The 16,196-nt window shown below is 52.0% G+C and carries 14 protein-coding genes; all 14 read right to left on the bottom strand.

The window, feature by feature from the left end; translation table 11 throughout:
• Nucleotides 1-214 precede the first annotated feature (214 nt).
• Nucleotides 215-895: a hypothetical protein gene (locus tag E8D52_15445; protein TKB65789.1), complete on the bottom strand. Its 681-nt coding sequence runs from the start codon at nt 893-895 to the stop codon at nt 215-217.
• 472 nt (nt 896-1,367) lie between these two features.
• On the bottom strand, nt 1,368-1,670 hold the full coding sequence (locus E8D52_15440; GenBank protein TKB65788.1) for a glycosyltransferase family 4 protein: 303 nt from the start codon (nt 1,668-1,670) through the stop codon (nt 1,368-1,370).
• Between the two features lie 691 nt (nt 1,671-2,361).
• Entirely contained in the window at nt 2,362-2,757 is a 396-nt protein-coding gene (locus tag E8D52_15435; protein ID TKB65787.1) for a type II toxin-antitoxin system VapC family toxin, read from the bottom strand.
• Nucleotides 2,754-3,038, bottom strand: coding sequence for a type II toxin-antitoxin system Phd/YefM family antitoxin (locus E8D52_15430; GenBank protein TKB65786.1), 285 nt, complete (start codon nt 3,036-3,038; stop codon nt 2,754-2,756). Before E8D52_15430 ends, E8D52_15435 begins: the two co-directional genes overlap by 4 nt.
• Before the next feature lie 218 nt (nt 3,039-3,256).
• Nucleotides 3,257-4,411, bottom strand: a complete 1,155-nt coding sequence (locus E8D52_15425; GenBank protein ID TKB65785.1) for an IS3 family transposase — start codon at nt 4,409-4,411, stop codon at nt 3,257-3,259.
• Nucleotides 4,412-4,586: 175 nt separating this feature from the next.
• Nucleotides 4,587-5,858: a glycosyltransferase family 4 protein gene (locus E8D52_15420; protein TKB65784.1), complete on the bottom strand. Its 1,272-nt coding sequence runs from the start codon at nt 5,856-5,858 to the stop codon at nt 4,587-4,589.
• Nucleotides 5,859-5,861: 3 nt separating this feature from the next.
• Nucleotides 5,862-7,547: a heparinase gene (locus E8D52_15415; protein ID TKB65783.1), complete on the bottom strand. Its 1,686-nt coding sequence runs from the start codon at nt 7,545-7,547 to the stop codon at nt 5,862-5,864.
• Between the two features lie 129 nt (nt 7,548-7,676).
• Nucleotides 7,677-9,833, bottom strand: coding sequence for a dehydrogenase (locus E8D52_15410; GenBank protein TKB65782.1), 2,157 nt, complete (start codon nt 9,831-9,833; stop codon nt 7,677-7,679).
• A gap of 34 nt (nt 9,834-9,867) precedes the next feature.
• The gene (gene wbuZ / locus E8D52_15405; protein TKB65781.1) at nt 9,868-10,650 is read right to left on the bottom strand and encodes a glycosyl amidation-associated protein WbuZ; all 783 of its coding nucleotides are present in this window, start codon (nt 10,648-10,650) and stop codon (nt 9,868-9,870) included.
• A gap of 2 nt (nt 10,651-10,652) precedes the next feature.
• A complete protein-coding gene (gene hisH, locus E8D52_15400; protein ID TKB65780.1) occupies nt 10,653-11,303 on the bottom strand; it encodes an imidazole glycerol phosphate synthase subunit HisH in 651 nt (216 codons plus the stop codon).
• Nucleotides 11,300-12,433: an N-acetyl sugar amidotransferase gene (locus E8D52_15395; protein ID TKB65779.1), complete on the bottom strand. Its 1,134-nt coding sequence runs from the start codon at nt 12,431-12,433 to the stop codon at nt 11,300-11,302. Before E8D52_15395 ends, hisH begins: the two co-directional genes overlap by 4 nt.
• A gap of 211 nt (nt 12,434-12,644) precedes the next feature.
• Complete coding sequence (locus E8D52_15390; protein TKB65778.1) at nt 12,645-13,760, bottom strand: glycosyltransferase family 4 protein; 1,116 nt, start codon at nt 13,758-13,760, stop codon at nt 12,645-12,647.
• The gene (locus E8D52_15385) at nt 13,757-14,662 is read right to left on the bottom strand and encodes a class I SAM-dependent methyltransferase (GenBank protein ID TKB65777.1); all 906 of its coding nucleotides are present in this window, start codon (nt 14,660-14,662) and stop codon (nt 13,757-13,759) included. The genes E8D52_15390 and E8D52_15385 overlap by 4 nt, the downstream gene beginning before the upstream one ends.
• Nucleotides 14,663-14,668: 6 nt before the next feature.
• A complete protein-coding gene (locus E8D52_15380; GenBank protein TKB65776.1) occupies nt 14,669-15,697 on the bottom strand; it encodes a glycosyltransferase family 4 protein in 1,029 nt (342 codons plus the stop codon).
• Between the last annotated feature and the right edge of the window lie 499 nt (nt 15,698-16,196).

The raw sequence follows: 16,196 nt of genomic DNA, 5'->3' as shown, positions 1-16,196 counted from the left end.
AATGGGCGTGGAGAGCGACAGAATCCTTACCTGAGGTCGGCGTAACTGGCTGAGGTCGAGGTTAGAGTTGAGTAGAGATTCAATGCGCGAAATCTTATTCTCAACCCTGGCTTCCATGAGGTTGGAGGACTTTTTCAATATCCTGCTGATGATAGCAAAGGGCGTGATACCACCACGAGGTATCACGCCCTTTGCTCAAAAGTAATTTTCTTAATTAGGCCTGGGATCCACGCAGATTTCGCAACCCCCCTGCACCCAGCCCGACCAGCGAAATGAGACCGATACCGAACAACACAACTCCTGCCGGCAACGGCACCGCGGTTAGGCTACTGATTGATCCAAGAACCACGGCTGGATTACCATTCACATCCTCGAAGAAAAGCCGCCATCTCGCCGCAGTCAAATTCGACGTGGCAAAATCGGCGAAGCTAGGCGGATTCTGTAAATTCGTATTCCCAAATAATCCCCCACCCACACGGTCGAGACGAAGATCAAAACTGAATGGCGAGTAATCAGTCCCTGTCAAGGTAGGTCCCGTAGCTGCGGATACCAGAGCCCACCGATCACCACTGCCACCAGCCATAGGGGTATTCTGCGAAATCGTGACGGCATTGGCACCAGGCGCAAACGTTGTTTGATAGCTGAAGCCCCCTCCAATTTTGAGAGTGAACCCTGTTACGACACCGTTATAGACACCACCGCTCTTCGTGGGGTCGCTGTCAAATTGAAATGAACCGGAAACCGGGGCCAAGACCGGGGCGATCCCGTCGATGTTGCCGGTGAACGAATAGTTCACCAGAGCTGCTTGAGCTGCCGTGACCGTAACCGAAAGGGCACACACCACAGCAGCCGGCAGAATGAACCTTCTCCAAAGTAATGACTTGAGCATCGGCATAACTCCGCTCCTCCTAGAATTGATTGCTAAAAATATGAATGGATAGGGTACTCTCAGCAAATCCCAGACCACCGAGGCAGGCTTCTATCTGACTGAAAACTAAGGAAGAGGATGGTGACGCCGAGCAGCGACGAGCTTCAATTTTGTGCAACGGTGTTCAGTTTTGTATAAGCCTTGTACAGAGCGGAAAAACTTTCCCAGCATTTCTCACCATCGGAATGCCATTACAATGAGCAGATTGTCTATGTGAGGGGCCATTTCCGGCACTTCGGTACGTGGCAGTTGGAGAAAGAAAACAACAAGGCAGCTGAGCAACCCAGTGTCGAGCGCCATCAGTGAATCATAATAACTGCTGATTATGAAATGAGTGTGTGAGCGTGCACGAGTTCGCCTCATTCGCCGAGGCACAGACGGTCATTGAAGCGTAGCGAGAAGACGACCCTGCAGACTACCTGTCCCCTATGACAGCGCATCATCGTGATGATTGGTCTCGATCTACCAATGGCGATGCAGCGGATTTTGAGGAAAGAATGAGCGATACCAGCAGGTATTCATATCGCCGTGCCAGTACTGTACGATCGTAATGCTCCGCAACATGCCGACGTCCGTTTGAACCGAGCTTCGCTGCCAAATCTCGATTTCTGTAGAGTTCCAGAAGATGTTCAGCAAGCTCGTGGCTGTTCTCCGGTTCGATACAGACTCCCCCGCCAGACGACATCACGAGTTCGGCGCGCTCCCCTTCCACTCCCAGGATAATCGGTTTCTCCATGGCCATGCTCTCGAAGAGTTTGGCGGGAAGAAGAAATCAGGGACATTGTACTGTCCTGATCGATCTCGGCAGTGAGTTGACTGAATGGTGTCGGCGGGAAGTAGGCCCGGCTTGATTCGAGGCGGTCCATACGGGCTTTCAAGGCGGAAAGATCCGTTTCGGGGGTGTGGACGCGCTGGTCGAGCTGAGAAAATGAGAGCCGCAGGAGGGCCCGCATTTCTTTGAACTCGTCACGAATCTCCCCACGGTGTTCTTGCAACTCATGCCGAATAGCGGCGTGCCCCTCCGCTATTCGGCGGATATCGCTCCTGAGTGCTTCCGCCACCACGCCAACATGACGCTTGATCTCTTCCATCTGCTCGGCGTTCATAGGTCGCTTGTCTAGACCGATCTACACAAACATGCAACGGCAATTTCCTCCGCCAAGACGAGATTGGTCGCTGATCCGTTTCCTTCGAAACCTCAACCTTTCTCGATCGCCTCCACACGTCTTTTTTCTACTATCTACCTTCAGCACTCACCTCGAACCTCTAACATTCTTCCTCCCTCCCCCCTCAAACCTCAACCCTCCAACAGCCATTTCGGGCACTTCCGTAAGTGGCAGTTGGACGTACTGCCTGACCATTACAAAAACCAAAGCAGGCAGTGGTTCCCAGGGCTGGTTTCTTTGTGAGGACGGAACGCAGGATCCCACATACTATCGTGCCGACAATGTGGGGAACTGATGCGACTGAAGAAGGCGCTCATCGGCCGTCAGCAACGTCAAGCCGTACACAACGACCGTTGCAGCAAGAAATCGATCGGCCGGATCTTGATGGGCAAGATCGATTCGTCGACTCATCAGGGCAACGGCATGCGTCAAAGGGGCTTCCCGAAATGGGATCGTCGCCAAGAGGTGCTCAATCCACCTTGCAGGATCAGGCCGGAGCTGAAGCCGTTTCCGTTCAGCCAGTAGATGGACTTCCCAGAGCGTGATGGGTGATAGCCAGAGTTCATTATGCGCGTGTTCCAGCTCGGCTTTCACTTCCGTCGAAAGCTTGTCCGGCTCAAGCACGCTCCAGAGAAGGATGTGGGTATCGAGCAGAAGCTTCACGCGCGAAAGGCTTCCCATTCCTCCGGAGCGGAGGCTGGGCCAAGAATATCACCAAGGATCTCACCGGAACTCGACAATGAACCTAGCCACGAGGGAGGGATGGAAGGAAGAGGCGGTGGCACGACCTGCGCAATCGGCTCTCCCTTGCGAAGGACCAGAATAGGCTTCTTCGTTCGCTTGACCCGTGCAAGAATCGCCAAGCATGTCGCCTTGAACTGAGAAATCGAGACTTCTTCGATCTCAGACAGTTTGCGCTCTTTTCCCATGCGAGACCATACCATGGTCAACGACCATGGTCAACAGCGTGAATCAGAGTATGTCACCCCTTCTCCTTCTCGCCTCCAATCTCTAACGTTCTTCCTCCCTCCACCCTCAACCCTCCAACAGCGCTTTCCGGCACTTCCGTACGCGGCAGTTAGAAGAAGACAACAAAGAGGCAGTTAAGCAACCCAGTGGAGAGCGCCGTCAGCGAATCAGGTACTGTAGTGCTCCCCTAAAATCAAGCCACCTGGGTTGACTGTTGCGCGCGGAATTGGACGGGACTCCGGTACCCGAGCGCTTGATGTGGCCGTTCGTGGTTGTACCACTGGAGCCATTGCCGAATAACTCGTCGCGCCTCCTCGAATGTCTGAAAGACATGTTGCCAGATACACTCTTCTTTGAGACTGCGAAAGAACCGTTCGATGATCCCATTCTGCTCCGGCGTATACGGCGTGATAAATTCCTGCTGCAGCCGATAGTCCCGACACGCCTGCCGAAAGCGCCGGCTCTGAAAGATCAGCCCATTGTCGCTGCGGAGAACCGGTGCGCCCATGGGACGCAACGTCCCGAATCGCTGTAGACAGGCCGCTTCGACCGCCCGCTCCGCCTCCTTCGCTCGACTACGGAGCGCCAACTCGTAGCCGATCACTTCCCGATCATGACAATCGATCACCGCCGCAAGATGCGCCCAGCCATCCTGCCCACAGGGAATGTGCGTCACATCCATGGCCCATCGTTCGTTGCTGCGATCCGCCCGACTCGTCCAGCCTTGCACGCGAGGGCGTGGGGTGCAGACGCGTTGATGCACGAACCATCCTTTCTGGCTCAGGACACGGTAGACCACCTTCCGATTGACCACGATGCCATCTCGGAATCGCAACTGCACCCACAACCGGCGATAGCCAAACGTCGGATACTGTTGAATCCAATACCGCAGCCGTTCCAGCCATGGAGGCTCCGTGCGGCCTCGGCGTCGTCCCGCTCCTGTGGCTCGGTGCAAACCGGCTCGGCTGACACCGAGCACCTGGCAGCTCCGTCGCTCAGAGACACCCAACAGCGTCGCTCTCACGCGTCGGATGTCTTCCGGTCCAAAGGGTACGGTTTCAAGGCCTCCCGTAACATAATCGTTATCGAGGACCAGATCGCCGATCTTCTGCTTGAGCTTCTTGATCTGCTCGTCCTTGACGGCCTCTTCGTCTTTTGGGCGGGTGCGGAGCGCATTCTCGGCGCCCAGCAGAAACTTCTCCCGCCAGTCCTCCACCTCCGCCACCGTCAGGCCATGTCTGCGAGCCGCCTCGGCCACGGAAGTCTCGCCCTTCAAGATGCTCATCACCAACACCACGCGTCGTTTGGCTGTCCATCGTTCAACTGGATCTGCCGATTCTGCTGCCATGTTCACCTCCCAGTCCGTATAGGACCATGTCGTGAAGGTGGTCTCAATTTCAAGGGGAGCAGGATAGTACCTGCTTATTTTGAAATGAGTGCGTGAGCGTGCGCGAGTTCGCCGAGGCACAGACGGTCATTGAAGCATAGGAGGAAGACGACCCTGCAGACTACCGGCAGCGCTATTATAGTGATTGCTGGTCTCCATCTACCAACGGCGATGCGGTGGGTCTTGAGGAGAGAATGAGCGATGCCAGCAGAGATTCATATCGCCTTGCCAGTACTGTACGATCGTAATGCTCCGCAACATGCCGACGTCCGTTTGAACCGAGCTTCGCTGCCAAATCTCGATTCCTGTAGAGTTCCAGAACACATTCAGCAAGTGCGTGGCTGTTCTCCGGTTCGATACAGAAACCGGCCTCAGCAGCTTTGATAATCCCAGCACTCTCCCCTTCCACGCCTAGGATGATCGGCTTTTTCATCGCCATGCTTTCGAAAATCTTGGAGGGGATCACCGTTGTGAACAGCTCGGACTTCTTCAATAGGACCAGACTCACGTCAGAAAGCGCCCAGAGATAGGGCATCTTCTCCTTCGGTTGTTGATCAAGCATGATGACGTTGTGGAGCACCATTTCATCCCGCATTCCCAGTAAACGTTGACGTTCGGCTCCATCTCCGACGAGAAGAATCACAATGTCTTCGCGTTCTTTAAGCTCACGCGCCGAATACAGAATCGTCTCAAGGCAGTGCGCCATGCCATGCGTTCCAACGTAAGCGGCAACAAACTTGCCGTGTAATCCAAGCTCCATCGCAATCGGATTTAGACCAGTGACTTCCTTGAAGAAGGACAGATCAACTCCATTCTTGATGACCTCGATTTTCTCAGCTGGAATCCCCTTCTTGACCATATACCGTTTAAATGCGTCGGTCACAGGCACGATACGATCAGCCTTTCGGTAGGCGAACAGCTCGACCCACTCCAGCATGCGAATAATTGCCTTATTCCTAATCGCTCCCACGGCCAGAATCGACTCCGGCCAGAGGTCTCGGATTTCCAACACCCACGGCATGCGTTTTAATCGGCTGACGAAATACCCGGCAAGGCCATTGAAGAACTGGGGAGAGGTCGTCACGACCACATCTGATTGTGGCAACCAAAGCGCTGCCACAATCGACGACACCATAAATGAAACATAGTTCAGCGTCCGTTTAAAGAAACCCTCATTGGCCGTCACATAGGTCCAAACCCGAATGATTCGAATCTCGTCCTTTTCCTCCCGTTGAAAGAAACGGTTGCTATACCCTTCATACACCTTGCCGCGCGGATGATTAGGTGCACAGGTCACGACCGTCACCTCGTGGCCATCCCTCACCCATTGCTTACAGTGCTCATACGTTCGCGAGGCTGGAGCATTCACCTCAGGAGGAAAATAGTGGGAAAGAAACAGGACCCGCATGTTTCAGCATTCCTTACTGATTCGATAACCAATTTCCAGAGGTAGTGTGCCGGAACAAGACAGCACGATAACCTCATTTTTGTGCTCGATTCCAAATTCTGGAAAGTAGCGACCTGGTTCCACACGAATCAACGCGTTTCCAACGAGCTCCAGCCGGACAATTGCTTTCCCATCCTTCTTAAGAATCTTGATGCAATCGTTGACTTGTTTTGTGGAGTAATCCGGATGGAGGTGAATAGCGCTTTCGACATCGTGCTTGCCCGTCCCGGTCACTTCATCCCGCACAGTCCATGTGCCACGCCCATCGTATTCAATCGCCCTCTTGTGCATAACCTTCCCAGACAACCGTCTAAATCCATCATGCATCCCCTCAAACCGTACCCGATCTCCCGACAACTTCACGATGGTCGCACCAATGGGATATGCACGCCTAGCAACCCGGAATACCCCCCAGATCTCCGACTGTTCCTCTCCGTCCACTGAGATCGTATTGTGCCCCTTGGTGCTGCGGGAGTATCGTCGACGTGCACCCGCTTCATAGTCGTACACACCACTATCTACGACGACGCGTTGGCCGTCGAGTGCGAGCTCATAGCTGAGAGTATCGCAATGGGCGTGCCCTGGTTGGTAATCGGGTCCCACGGGTCCGCAGTCAACGATCATCATGTCTCCGTCATTGCGTATTACGAAGTAGCCGCTTTCTGCCTTCTCAATAATCGTCAGATTTGTAGGCAGCGATGGCCGTTCATAACCAGTGATCCGCCGGGCATACTCAAAAATACAAGCGGGCGCAGGTGCAATGCCCAAAGCCGAGTCATTGAAGAGTGGGATCTCCCCATCGGGCAAGCAGACATCATTTAAGAAATCCAGAGCCGTGTTTGACTTTTCCGTAAGCCGATCGACCACCTCCTGGCTTATGAGACCAGGGTTCGAAGTCATGAGGTTCAACACATCTAGGTAGTCTTCGAGACATATCGAATGATACATTGGACTCCGCTCGTAATGCCCACCATCCTCCAGGAACTGCTCGTCCGCTTCTTCGATTAATATCCTCAAACCCTTCTGCAGCCATCGTTCTGCATCCGTGCCAGCGAAAAAACTTCCGGCGAAAAAGAGCGCTTTGCCGTTTTTGAGATAATGGTTGGCCAGTATGTGATACTCAATATTCTTCTCAAGCCAGGCTGCCTGTTGATACAGAACGTTCAACCATTCCGGCACCACAATTTCTGGTTCTTGCAAGAACAACTTGACCCAATTGACGATGCGCAGTGAAACAGTGTAGGGCTCCCAAGCATCCGCAGTCCCTGGTGGATTATGGGTAATCCAGTGGCTTATCAGTTGGCGCTTACTCTGAAGCGATCGGTCGGTATCGAGCAGATAGTCGCAATAGTGTAGATTGTAGCGCCAGAGTTTGGGCATCTCAGCGCTTTTCCAGTCGATGCCCCCAGCACAGAATGCCTTCGTAGCGTTGAGAAACAAAAATGCTGTATCGGAGCCGGAGAACTTTGATGGTATGGGCTCACACAGCAAGTGCATCCCATTGCGAAGAGGGATGGCATCGTTACCAAGTTGAGGAGGCCGTGAAAGAAAAACCCTGCGTAAGATCTGAAAAGCAACTTGTGTTGGCTTAAGGTGGGAAGCAGTCCGGAGGTAAAGACACAGGCGATTTGTTGCAGATCGGTTATTCATCTGGCGTACGCCAGGCCTGTCTGGATACCCACATATTCTAGCTGGACACAACCTTTTAACTGGGTTTCCACAGAGTGACCCGCTGCTAGCATTTCGAATATATACTCAACATCTAACTGTGATCCTGGGTTAGCTCATTCGCTCCATCACTTCAAAACTAACCCGTGTCACCTCTATCAATTCCTCGAATGAAATAGGCGAGGGCCCACCATTTCGAATGGCATTCACAAACGAGGCGGCGCAAGCGCCCTGCCCCTTGTCCTGCCGCCAAAGGTTCATCGTGGTAAACCCTGGCCACCCATAGGCTCTCATCTTCCTAAAGTTGTCCAACTGCACAATCCGACCTTCGCAAAAAACTTCCAGTCGCTCCTTGGGAAAGGATTTGTGGCCGTTGGCGAAATAATGGACCGTCCCGAAAGATCCATCAGCAAAGCCGAGGTTGATACTCACCTTGTCATCACGCACGACCATACCCGGCGCCTGTCCCATCCCGATGGCCTGCACAGAAACAATCGGTGCACCTGCCAGGAATCGAAGCAGGTCAATAAAATGGCATCCTTCTCCAATGATGCGTCCACCGCCTACAGCCTTGTCCTGCGTCCAGTGTTCGGGAGGGATCGCTCCTGCATTCACCGTCATGATGAAACTCTTGGATTCATGGACACTGGCGAGCAAGGATTTAAGCTTCTGGACCTGTGGCGAAAAACGACGGTTAAAGCCCACCATCAACAGCGGTCCCTCGATAGGTGGCGAGGAGGACATCTCATGTGCCGCGTGATATGTCCGTTCAATCTCGTCAAGCTCATCGCGCGTGAGCGCCAGCGGCTTTTCGCAAAACACATTCGTGCCGCGCTTAAGCGCCTCGCACACAAGCCGTGCATGGCTATCATGGCGCGTGGTAATCACCACCGTGTTGATGTCCGGGTCATTGAGGAGGGCAGTGCTGTCGGTCGTGGCCTCCTCAAATCCATACTTCTTCCCGGCATGCACCCCGCTCACCCCGGTAGCAGACGCCACTGATTTCATCACCGCACCGGTTTTGCTCAGAGCCGGGATCAACACCTGCGTTGCATAATTCCCAGAACCAATGATCCCAATTTTCACCGTATCTTCACGGCGTACGGTCTGAGCAAGCCTGACAGTCCGGTGCAGAAGGTTCGTATCAGAATTCTTCGTGCTATCCGGATATTGCAAGACAATCCCGAGCACTCTCTTACCGCTGCCAAACAACTCATAAGCTTGAGTGGCCTGTTCGAAAGGAAAACGGTGCGAGATCAGCGGTTCAACGTTCAGTCGTCCGTCGGCCAGCATATCCAATATCGCCTCAAAATTTCGCTGTTCGGTCCATCGGACAAAACCCAAGGGATAATCCTGCCCACTTTCCTCGTAGAGCGGGTCATAACGGCCCGGCCCATAGGAACACGATACCTGGAACGTCAGTTCCTTCTCGTAAAAATCAGCACGTGATAATTCGAGCCCAGTAACACCAACCAGTACAATGCGGCCTCGCTTGCGGCACATGAGGGCGGCCTGATGCATAGGTTCATTGCTCTTGGTAGAAGCTGTAATCAGAACCCCATCGACGCCGCACCCACGCGAGAACGCCAGCGCCGCCGAGACAGGGTCTCCTCCGTTTGAAAGATTGACAACCTCGGCCCCAAACTCCCGCGCCTGCTCCAGTTTATCCGCATCGAAATCGATGCCGAGCACCCGGCAACCATGGGCCCGTAGAAGTTGAACCGCAATGAGGCCAATCAACCCTAATCCCGTCACGACGATGGACTCACCCAATGTTGGTACAATCAAGCGGATTCCCTGCAACGCGATCGCACCGATCACGGTAAAGGCCGCAGCCTCGTCGCTGACGCCGTCCGGAATGCGTGCACAGAGATTCTTCGAGACGGCGACCATCTCCGCATGTTTGCCGTTGGACACCACACGGTCGCCTACATGAACCCCCTCGACTCCGGCGCCGACCTCGACCACCACGCCGGCGTTGCAGTAGCCAAGCGCCAACGGCTGATCGAGTTTGTTGCGCACCGCCTCCAGTGTCGGCAAGAGCCCATCTGTCTTGACCTTCTCTAGCACCATCCGAACTTTGTCCGGTTGCTGGCGCGCCTTGTCGAGCAGGTTAGCTTTACCAAACTCGACCAGCATCCGCTCCGTGCCTACCGAGACAAGTGTGGTACGGGTGCGTAGGAGCAGTTGTCCGGATCTCACTTGGGGGCATGGAACTTCAGCCAGTTCTGTTTGGCCATTTGAAAGGTTTTGCAGGATTTGCTTCATGAATGACTCTTTCTCGGATAGTGCACCACGAAAACTATACGGATTGAAACGCCTGCATGATCAAGGCATCTTTGTCGGCACGACTCGGGTAATTGATCAACACGGCCCGGTAAACGCCCTTAAACACAAATAAACTTCCCGCTGCAGCGCCAATAACACCGAATGAGCGAATCAGGTTGGTAATGTCATTCAACGACCCGGCACCGCCAAGAACGGTCATCGGTAACGATGTGGCATCTCGCACTCGTGATATCAGATCAAGGTCATACCCTTTCATGACACCGTCCCGATCAATCGAGTTCACCACTATTTCGCCAGCTCCAAGGGCCTCTGCCTGCTTTGCAAATTCAGCTGGATCAAGGCCCGTTTTTCGCCCACCGTTATGAGTATATACTTCGTAGCGCTGAAGCAGGCCGGACTTCTTCACATCCATGACGACCACGACACTTTGGCTGCCCACCCGCTCAGCGGCTTCTGAAATCAGCCTAGACGTTTGCACTGCGGAGGCACTCAACGCCACCTTTTCAACCCCTAGACTGATGATTTTTTGAACCTGCTCCGCCGTTCTGACGCCACCACCATAACAGAGCGGCATTCGGCATTCTGCCGCCAGATTGGCAATCATCGTATAGTTCGGTTCTCGGTTCTGCACTGTGGCATCAATATCTAGAACAATGAGCTCATCAACCTCTTTCTCATTGAAGATTCGCACAGCATTGATAGGATCCCCGACATACTTCGGTTTGTCGAACTGCACCGTCTTGACAAGTCCGCCATTCTTTACCAGCAAACAGGGAATGATCCGTGGACGTAACATACTTAGAGCTCAGCGAAATTCTTTAACAGTTGGATGCCCCACTGATGACTCTTTTCAGGATGGAACTGCGTGCCCACCATGTTCCCAGAGCAGATCGCGGAGGTAAAAGGGCCGTTGTAATCCGTCACAGCCAACACCGTGTCAGGATTTTGCGAAAGAAAGTAATAGGAGTGCAGGAAATAAAAACGGGCACCTGTCTGCATACCCTTAAAAAGGTACTCTGCTTTTTGAGGAGCAACATCATTCCATCCCATGTGCGGCAGAGCCAACCCCTTCATACCTAGCACTGTATTCCCAACTCCAAATTTCTCACCCCCCACGCCTTGCCCGAAATGACGAACCTCTGCATCAATCCAACCGAGCCCAGGTAGCTTCCCCTCGTCACTGCACTTCGCCATCATCTGCATACCCACACAGACACCGAGGATTGGACATTTTTTCACTAATACTAGATCGTCCAGACACGCGCGCATTCCCGACTCGCTCAGCCGGGTCATGGCCCAATCGAATGCCCCTACGCCGGGAAGAATGATCTTCTCTGCCCGGGCCAACTCATCACTTGTGTTGGCAACGACGACCGGAATATTCAAACGTTTATAGATATTGGCGAACGCTTGGATATTGCCTAGTCCGTAATTGACCAACGTGATCATCGCTTGCCACCCACCTCTACCCCCAATGCCTTCATCACCGTGGCTCCCCAGTCATAAATCTTCCGTTGCGACCTGTAATCCCGATACGTCCTCTTGGGCAGATCTATGTAGCTCTTCAGTTCATCCACTGAGATTCCCAACTTGTTGGCCACATATTCTAGGTCATGGCTGATGGTTAACTCGTCATAGGGCAACTGTTCCAGCTTGGCTAGGGCCTCCTCGCGCGTCATCTGCCCTGTGAGGATCAAGCTCGAATATTGAACTCGCCGTACATCGTAGCCGAAACGCTTAGGCAGCCAGAAACTTTCGTAGAAGCGAGTAAACCGAGACTCAAAGTGTTTCTGAAGGTAGGGCTGCCAGCCGAACTTATCGATTAGCAACTTCATGGCATCCTGCTTGATATAGGAGACGTAGTTCAACGGTCGAACCACCTTGATCCCCTTCAGATAGGGCAGGTAGACCTTATGCCAGAGAATCGAGGTTACCGGGTAATTGACCAACGGACGGGTTCCGAATTGCCCATGAATATCCTGAAGCTGTACGGAGTCTGACTGGTAGTACATCCACTCGACTGGGTTGCGAACGCATTCCGTAGAAAGATTCGCACCAGTAAGAATGTAATTTACTTTGTACTGTTCCGCGAACTTGTACATGGTCGCAAAAAAGGCGTGGTCCTGAGGAGTATCGATATGTGGTACCCCCGATTTAAAAAACGCCAACTGGAGATCCTTCATCTCCTCCCAATCAATCACTTCGGTGTACAGATCCAGTCCAAGACCATCCACCATCTTTTCAATATTGTTAACCGCTTCCTGAGAATTCCATCCTGCATCGACATGAAACACCAACGGACGCAACCCTAGTTGCTCTTTAGCCACATACGTCAAAAATGAACTATCAATGCCACCGCTCATACCAATGATGCAGTCGAAGTCTTTTCCCTTCCCAACTTGTTTGATTTTTTCAACGAGGGTTTGCAATTCCTGCCGTCCCCGGTCGTCCGTATGCCAGTTTGGCAACGTATGCTTCCAAAAGGTGTTGCAATGATCGCAGACCCCCTTATCGTCAAAGACGATCATGGAGTCTGTGGTGTCCATGACACAGTTTGTGCAGATCTGATAGCTATTCATGAGTGGCTTTCGGTTTCATAGTCTCAGAAGGCGCCTCCAGCGGGAAACGACATCAACGGTTCATCGGCCAGCGCCTAACCCAATAGCACAGCTTCTATAGGATTCAGGAACACGTTGATTTCAGAGTGAGTCTCTTCCATCAGTTAATCCGTGAAGGTCTCGACTGAGCAGCGGCCATACATGGTTGAACCTTGGAGACCGTACGAATCTTTCATGAAAGTTCGTTGATGAATTCGCAATATGCAGCAAAGTTCTCTTCCCACGTGGGAAACGACGCCAACTGCCGCCTCCCGACAGCTACCAATGCCTCTTTTGCGTCGGCATTAGGCATCACTTCATTGAGTGAGCGAAGAATGTCCTCCGCATTGAAGGGATCGAAATATTTCGCCGCCTCACCGCAGACCGAACGGGCAAACCACATGTTGCTGGTGAAAATCGGGAGACCGTGATGCATTGACTCCAAATACACGATACTAAAACTCTCGAGCAAAGTGGGCATTAATAGTGCGTCGCACTGTTCGTACAAAATGTACATTTGATCGAGTGGCACCTGCCCGATGTTCTTTATAACATATTGCAACCGACGCTCGACAATCGCATCAACAAAACGCTGTGCCGCACCGGTGTCAGGGTTAACCGTTGTCACGATGCGATAGTCCAGATTTTGGTGCATGATGAGGCTCGCAAGATCAAGAAGAACCTCGATGTTCTTGTGGGGGTAGTAGACAGCAGGACACACCAGCCTGACGCCCGGTGGCAGATCGAAATTGGGCGATAGACCTTTCTTTGCAGTCTTGATGGTGACAGCGTTATTGATCACCCGAACATCTTTCAGGCTATACAACTCCTTAAGCCTGTTCTGTATGAAGTGGGTTTGGGCAATAACGATGTCAGGGCGGTGGAAGTAGCGCTTGAGCAGCCACAGCTTGGCTTTCCTGATGAGCAAATCGATTGATTTCATATCCGCCCAGACCTTTGGGTGCACATCGAGCGCATAAGCCCAGTCGAATACGTAAATCTGCTTCACTGTAGTATGAATGATCAGGTCGCCAATATTGAGAACGACGTCAGCCCCGACCCTGTCGAGCACTCGTCCCAGGACGAATCGGTAGATAATTGGCGCAGCCAGAGTCCAACTACAAAGGCCCGGCATCCTGAGAATTTCTATGTTCGGATTGGTGACAAAACCGAGAGCCGAACCCTGGGCGGCGATAACAACATATCGATCGACCAAAACCTCGTTGTTGAGCAATTCCAGAAAGCTGTCACGAATACTCTTGCCACCTCCTGAATTGGAATTGAGCGCGTTGAAGGCGATAGTTTTCATGCAAATTTAGAACCGCTAGAAAACTGGTTTTTCAGCAAACACATATAGACGGACGCCGGTCCAAATTTTTCCAGCCTAGTTACCCTATGATATTTCTTATTGAATGCAAAGATCTGACTGAGCGCATAATCAAGGACGGTTGTCGATCTGTGGGAAAATGTGCTGACTCCGAAGTAACTAAGCAGTCGGCCCAGAGGAGCAAAATCGAATTGAGTGAGCCTCACAATCGTATAGTTATGCCGTTTGACCATATTGATGAACAAGGCATAAGGGATACCACGCTCATTCTTTGTTAGGCCCTTTCTGGGTCTTCGCCAGTCTCCCATTGAAACGACAGGTTCACGTAGAAACATAAAACCACCAGGCTTTAGCACACGGAAACACTCCGCAATAGTAAATGTGACATTAGCGATATGATGCAATACGCCGAAGCAAGTGATGACGTCGAAATGATCGTCAGGGAACGGCATCTTTCCGTCGACGGAAGGCTTCACATGCAAAACCGGCACCCCCCCCACCTTGTCTGTGCTGAAATGGTTCGACGGCTCCAAAGATGTGATATGACTCAAGTACGGCAGGATCGGATAGAATTCCTGGCAGTTGGCTGATCCTACACCCAGCGCAATGCATTTTTGGGGCAACTTAACATACTGAAAACCGTGCATCTTGTTTAGCTCATGATAAACATAGGTGTATGCTGCCTCCGCCTCTCTAACAAGACCACTATATCCTTCAGCCTCTTCTTCAACCCATTTCTTGAGTTGTTCCAGAGAAAAATCATCACCATACAGCTTTTCACCAGAGAGATACATTTTCATGTCCACATCCATAAGATCACCCTTTTTGCCCCAGATGCCAGTTCTTGTCAAATACCGCGAATATCGCCCCACCAGTTCCTGCATATTCACTCATTCATCTATTGCCTTGCGAAAGCCTTCGAGCATCTTCACCAAAGTTCGTTCGCCTACATAGCGTTGATAAGCGTTGCGACCAAGTTCGGTGGAGAAGGTTTGGTCTGTGCAAACTTTTTCCATTGCCTTCTCAATTTCATCCATGTCTTCGCAAATGATCGCGTTCTTGCCATCCACCAGATTGTGAAACTCCGGCCCATGCCGCACATTGCGGAGTGTAATTACTGGAACGCCATACGCAAGACTGTGGAGCACACCAAGTCCAACAGGACTCGGCGAAACATACGCATAAGCTTGGGAAAATATTCTGGCCAGTATTTCTGGATCGTCGATGCGCCCATGGAAAACGACCTTATGCAACAGGTGGTGCTTGGCCGCGAGTTGCTTGAGGTCATTCTGCATTTCCCCGTCACCAACAATGTCCAGCCTTACCCCCTCACCAATACGGCCCAGCAAGTGAGCAAACGTCTCGATGAGCAGGTCAACCCGCTTTCGCGTCTGTAGCCGGCCAACAAACAGAAGACTGCTCTTGGGCGCGTCACTATAGTCAGCATGATTTGCAACATGGATGGTATTCGGCGCCAGCACGAACTTGTGAGGATCCACTCCGCGTGTGATCATCTGCTCAACCTCCTCATCACCATACATTAGCAGCCGATCGGCCATGTTAATAAGTCGGTCTCTGACGGCATTAGCAAGTGAGTTCCTGCTGTATCGTTGCCCCCAAAGGATATACTTAGGTCTCTGATCCCTGAGGAGCGGAAGCAAATAAGACGGCCAGCGTAAATCGAACATTGCGATAACAACATCGGAGCGATCAAGTCGCTCACGCAGTGACGAATGAGGCTGAATGAAAAACGGTCCGATCCTCTTGTATGGCGCAATGACCTCGTAATATGTATCCTTCACCGTGACACTTGGTAAGCCAGAATGAAAAACCGTAACGTCATAATGTTCAGCAAGCCCATTGTATACAGGTTTGCGATATTCCATTATTTCATTCTGCAAGATTAAAAGAGATTTCATGTGTAGCTTTCTAATTCACAAAATTGAGAATCTCTATTTCATTACCACCGTGTAGATATCAGGTTAAGTTGTCCCATTTATGTAGCACAAGATCTGTCCGAGTTTTGTCCTTCGAATGTTTCAGCTATGCACTCCAACTTCTTTGCACCCCAGTGGTCCAGGAGTGCTGACGTTGGCCCAATTCCGCCACAGTCTTGTCCCCTTTGACCGCAGCCAAGGCCACCTGGGCTTTGAAGATAGCTCCGTGATTTCATCTCGTTCGCTTCATCGTCTCGCTCCTTTGGTTCGCCATCGCCCGGCGGCCCTGGTGAATCCAGGCTACAACCTACTCATGCTATCCGAATTTCCGGAGCCCTCTCTGAATCTCCCGGAGTAAATGGTCAAGCGCGCCTCTACTCCACCCAAGACAACGGAACAACACAAGAGCTTTTCCGTGCCCTGCTAGAGATAATGTCAAATGTTGGGTATGCAGCCTTTAGGGAATAGCGCTTTCTGATGG

This window comes from Nitrospira sp. (assembly GCA_005116745.1).
Lineage (GTDB): Bacteria > Nitrospirota > Nitrospiria > Nitrospirales > Nitrospiraceae > Nitrospira_D.
The sequence above is the reverse complement of the archived record's forward strand: the minus strand, read 5'-3'. Positions and strand labels throughout refer to the sequence as shown.

Bases quoted from the DNA above. Each gene is read 5' to 3' on its own strand.
- hisH (TKB65780.1), bottom strand. From the start codon at position 11,303: ATGATCACGTTGGTCAATTACGGACTAGGCAATATCCAAGCGTTCGCC.
- E8D52_15380 (TKB65776.1), bottom strand. From the start codon at position 15,697: ATGAAATCTCTTTTAATCTTGCAGAATGAAATAATGGAATATCGCAAA.
- E8D52_15430 (TKB65786.1), bottom strand. From the start codon at position 3,038: ATGGTATGGTCTCGCATGGGAAAAGAGCGCAAACTGTCTGAGATCGAA.
- E8D52_15415 (TKB65783.1), bottom strand. From the start codon at position 7,547: ATGAATAACCGATCTGCAACAAATCGCCTGTGTCTTTACCTCCGGACT.
- wbuZ (TKB65781.1), bottom strand. From the start codon at position 10,650: ATGTTACGTCCACGGATCATTCCCTGTTTGCTGGTAAAGAATGGCGGA.
- E8D52_15425 (TKB65785.1), bottom strand. From the start codon at position 4,411: ATGGCAGCAGAATCGGCAGATCCAGTTGAACGATGGACAGCCAAACGA.
- E8D52_15440 (TKB65788.1), bottom strand. From the start codon at position 1,670: ATGGCCATGGAGAAACCGATTATCCTGGGAGTGGAAGGGGAGCGCGCC.
- E8D52_15410 (TKB65782.1), bottom strand. From the start codon at position 9,833: ATGAAGCAAATCCTGCAAAACCTTTCAAATGGCCAAACAGAACTGGCT.
- E8D52_15445 (TKB65789.1), bottom strand. From the start codon at position 895: ATGCCGATGCTCAAGTCATTACTTTGGAGAAGGTTCATTCTGCCGGCT.
- E8D52_15385 (TKB65777.1), bottom strand. From the start codon at position 14,662: ATGCAGGAACTGGTGGGGCGATATTCGCGGTATTTGACAAGAACTGGC.
- E8D52_15395 (TKB65779.1), bottom strand. From the start codon at position 12,433: ATGAATAGCTATCAGATCTGCACAAACTGTGTCATGGACACCACAGAC.
- E8D52_15390 (TKB65778.1), bottom strand. From the start codon at position 13,760: ATGAAAACTATCGCCTTCAACGCGCTCAATTCCAATTCAGGAGGTGGC.
- E8D52_15420 (TKB65784.1), bottom strand. From the start codon at position 5,858: ATGCGGGTCCTGTTTCTTTCCCACTATTTTCCTCCTGAGGTGAATGCT.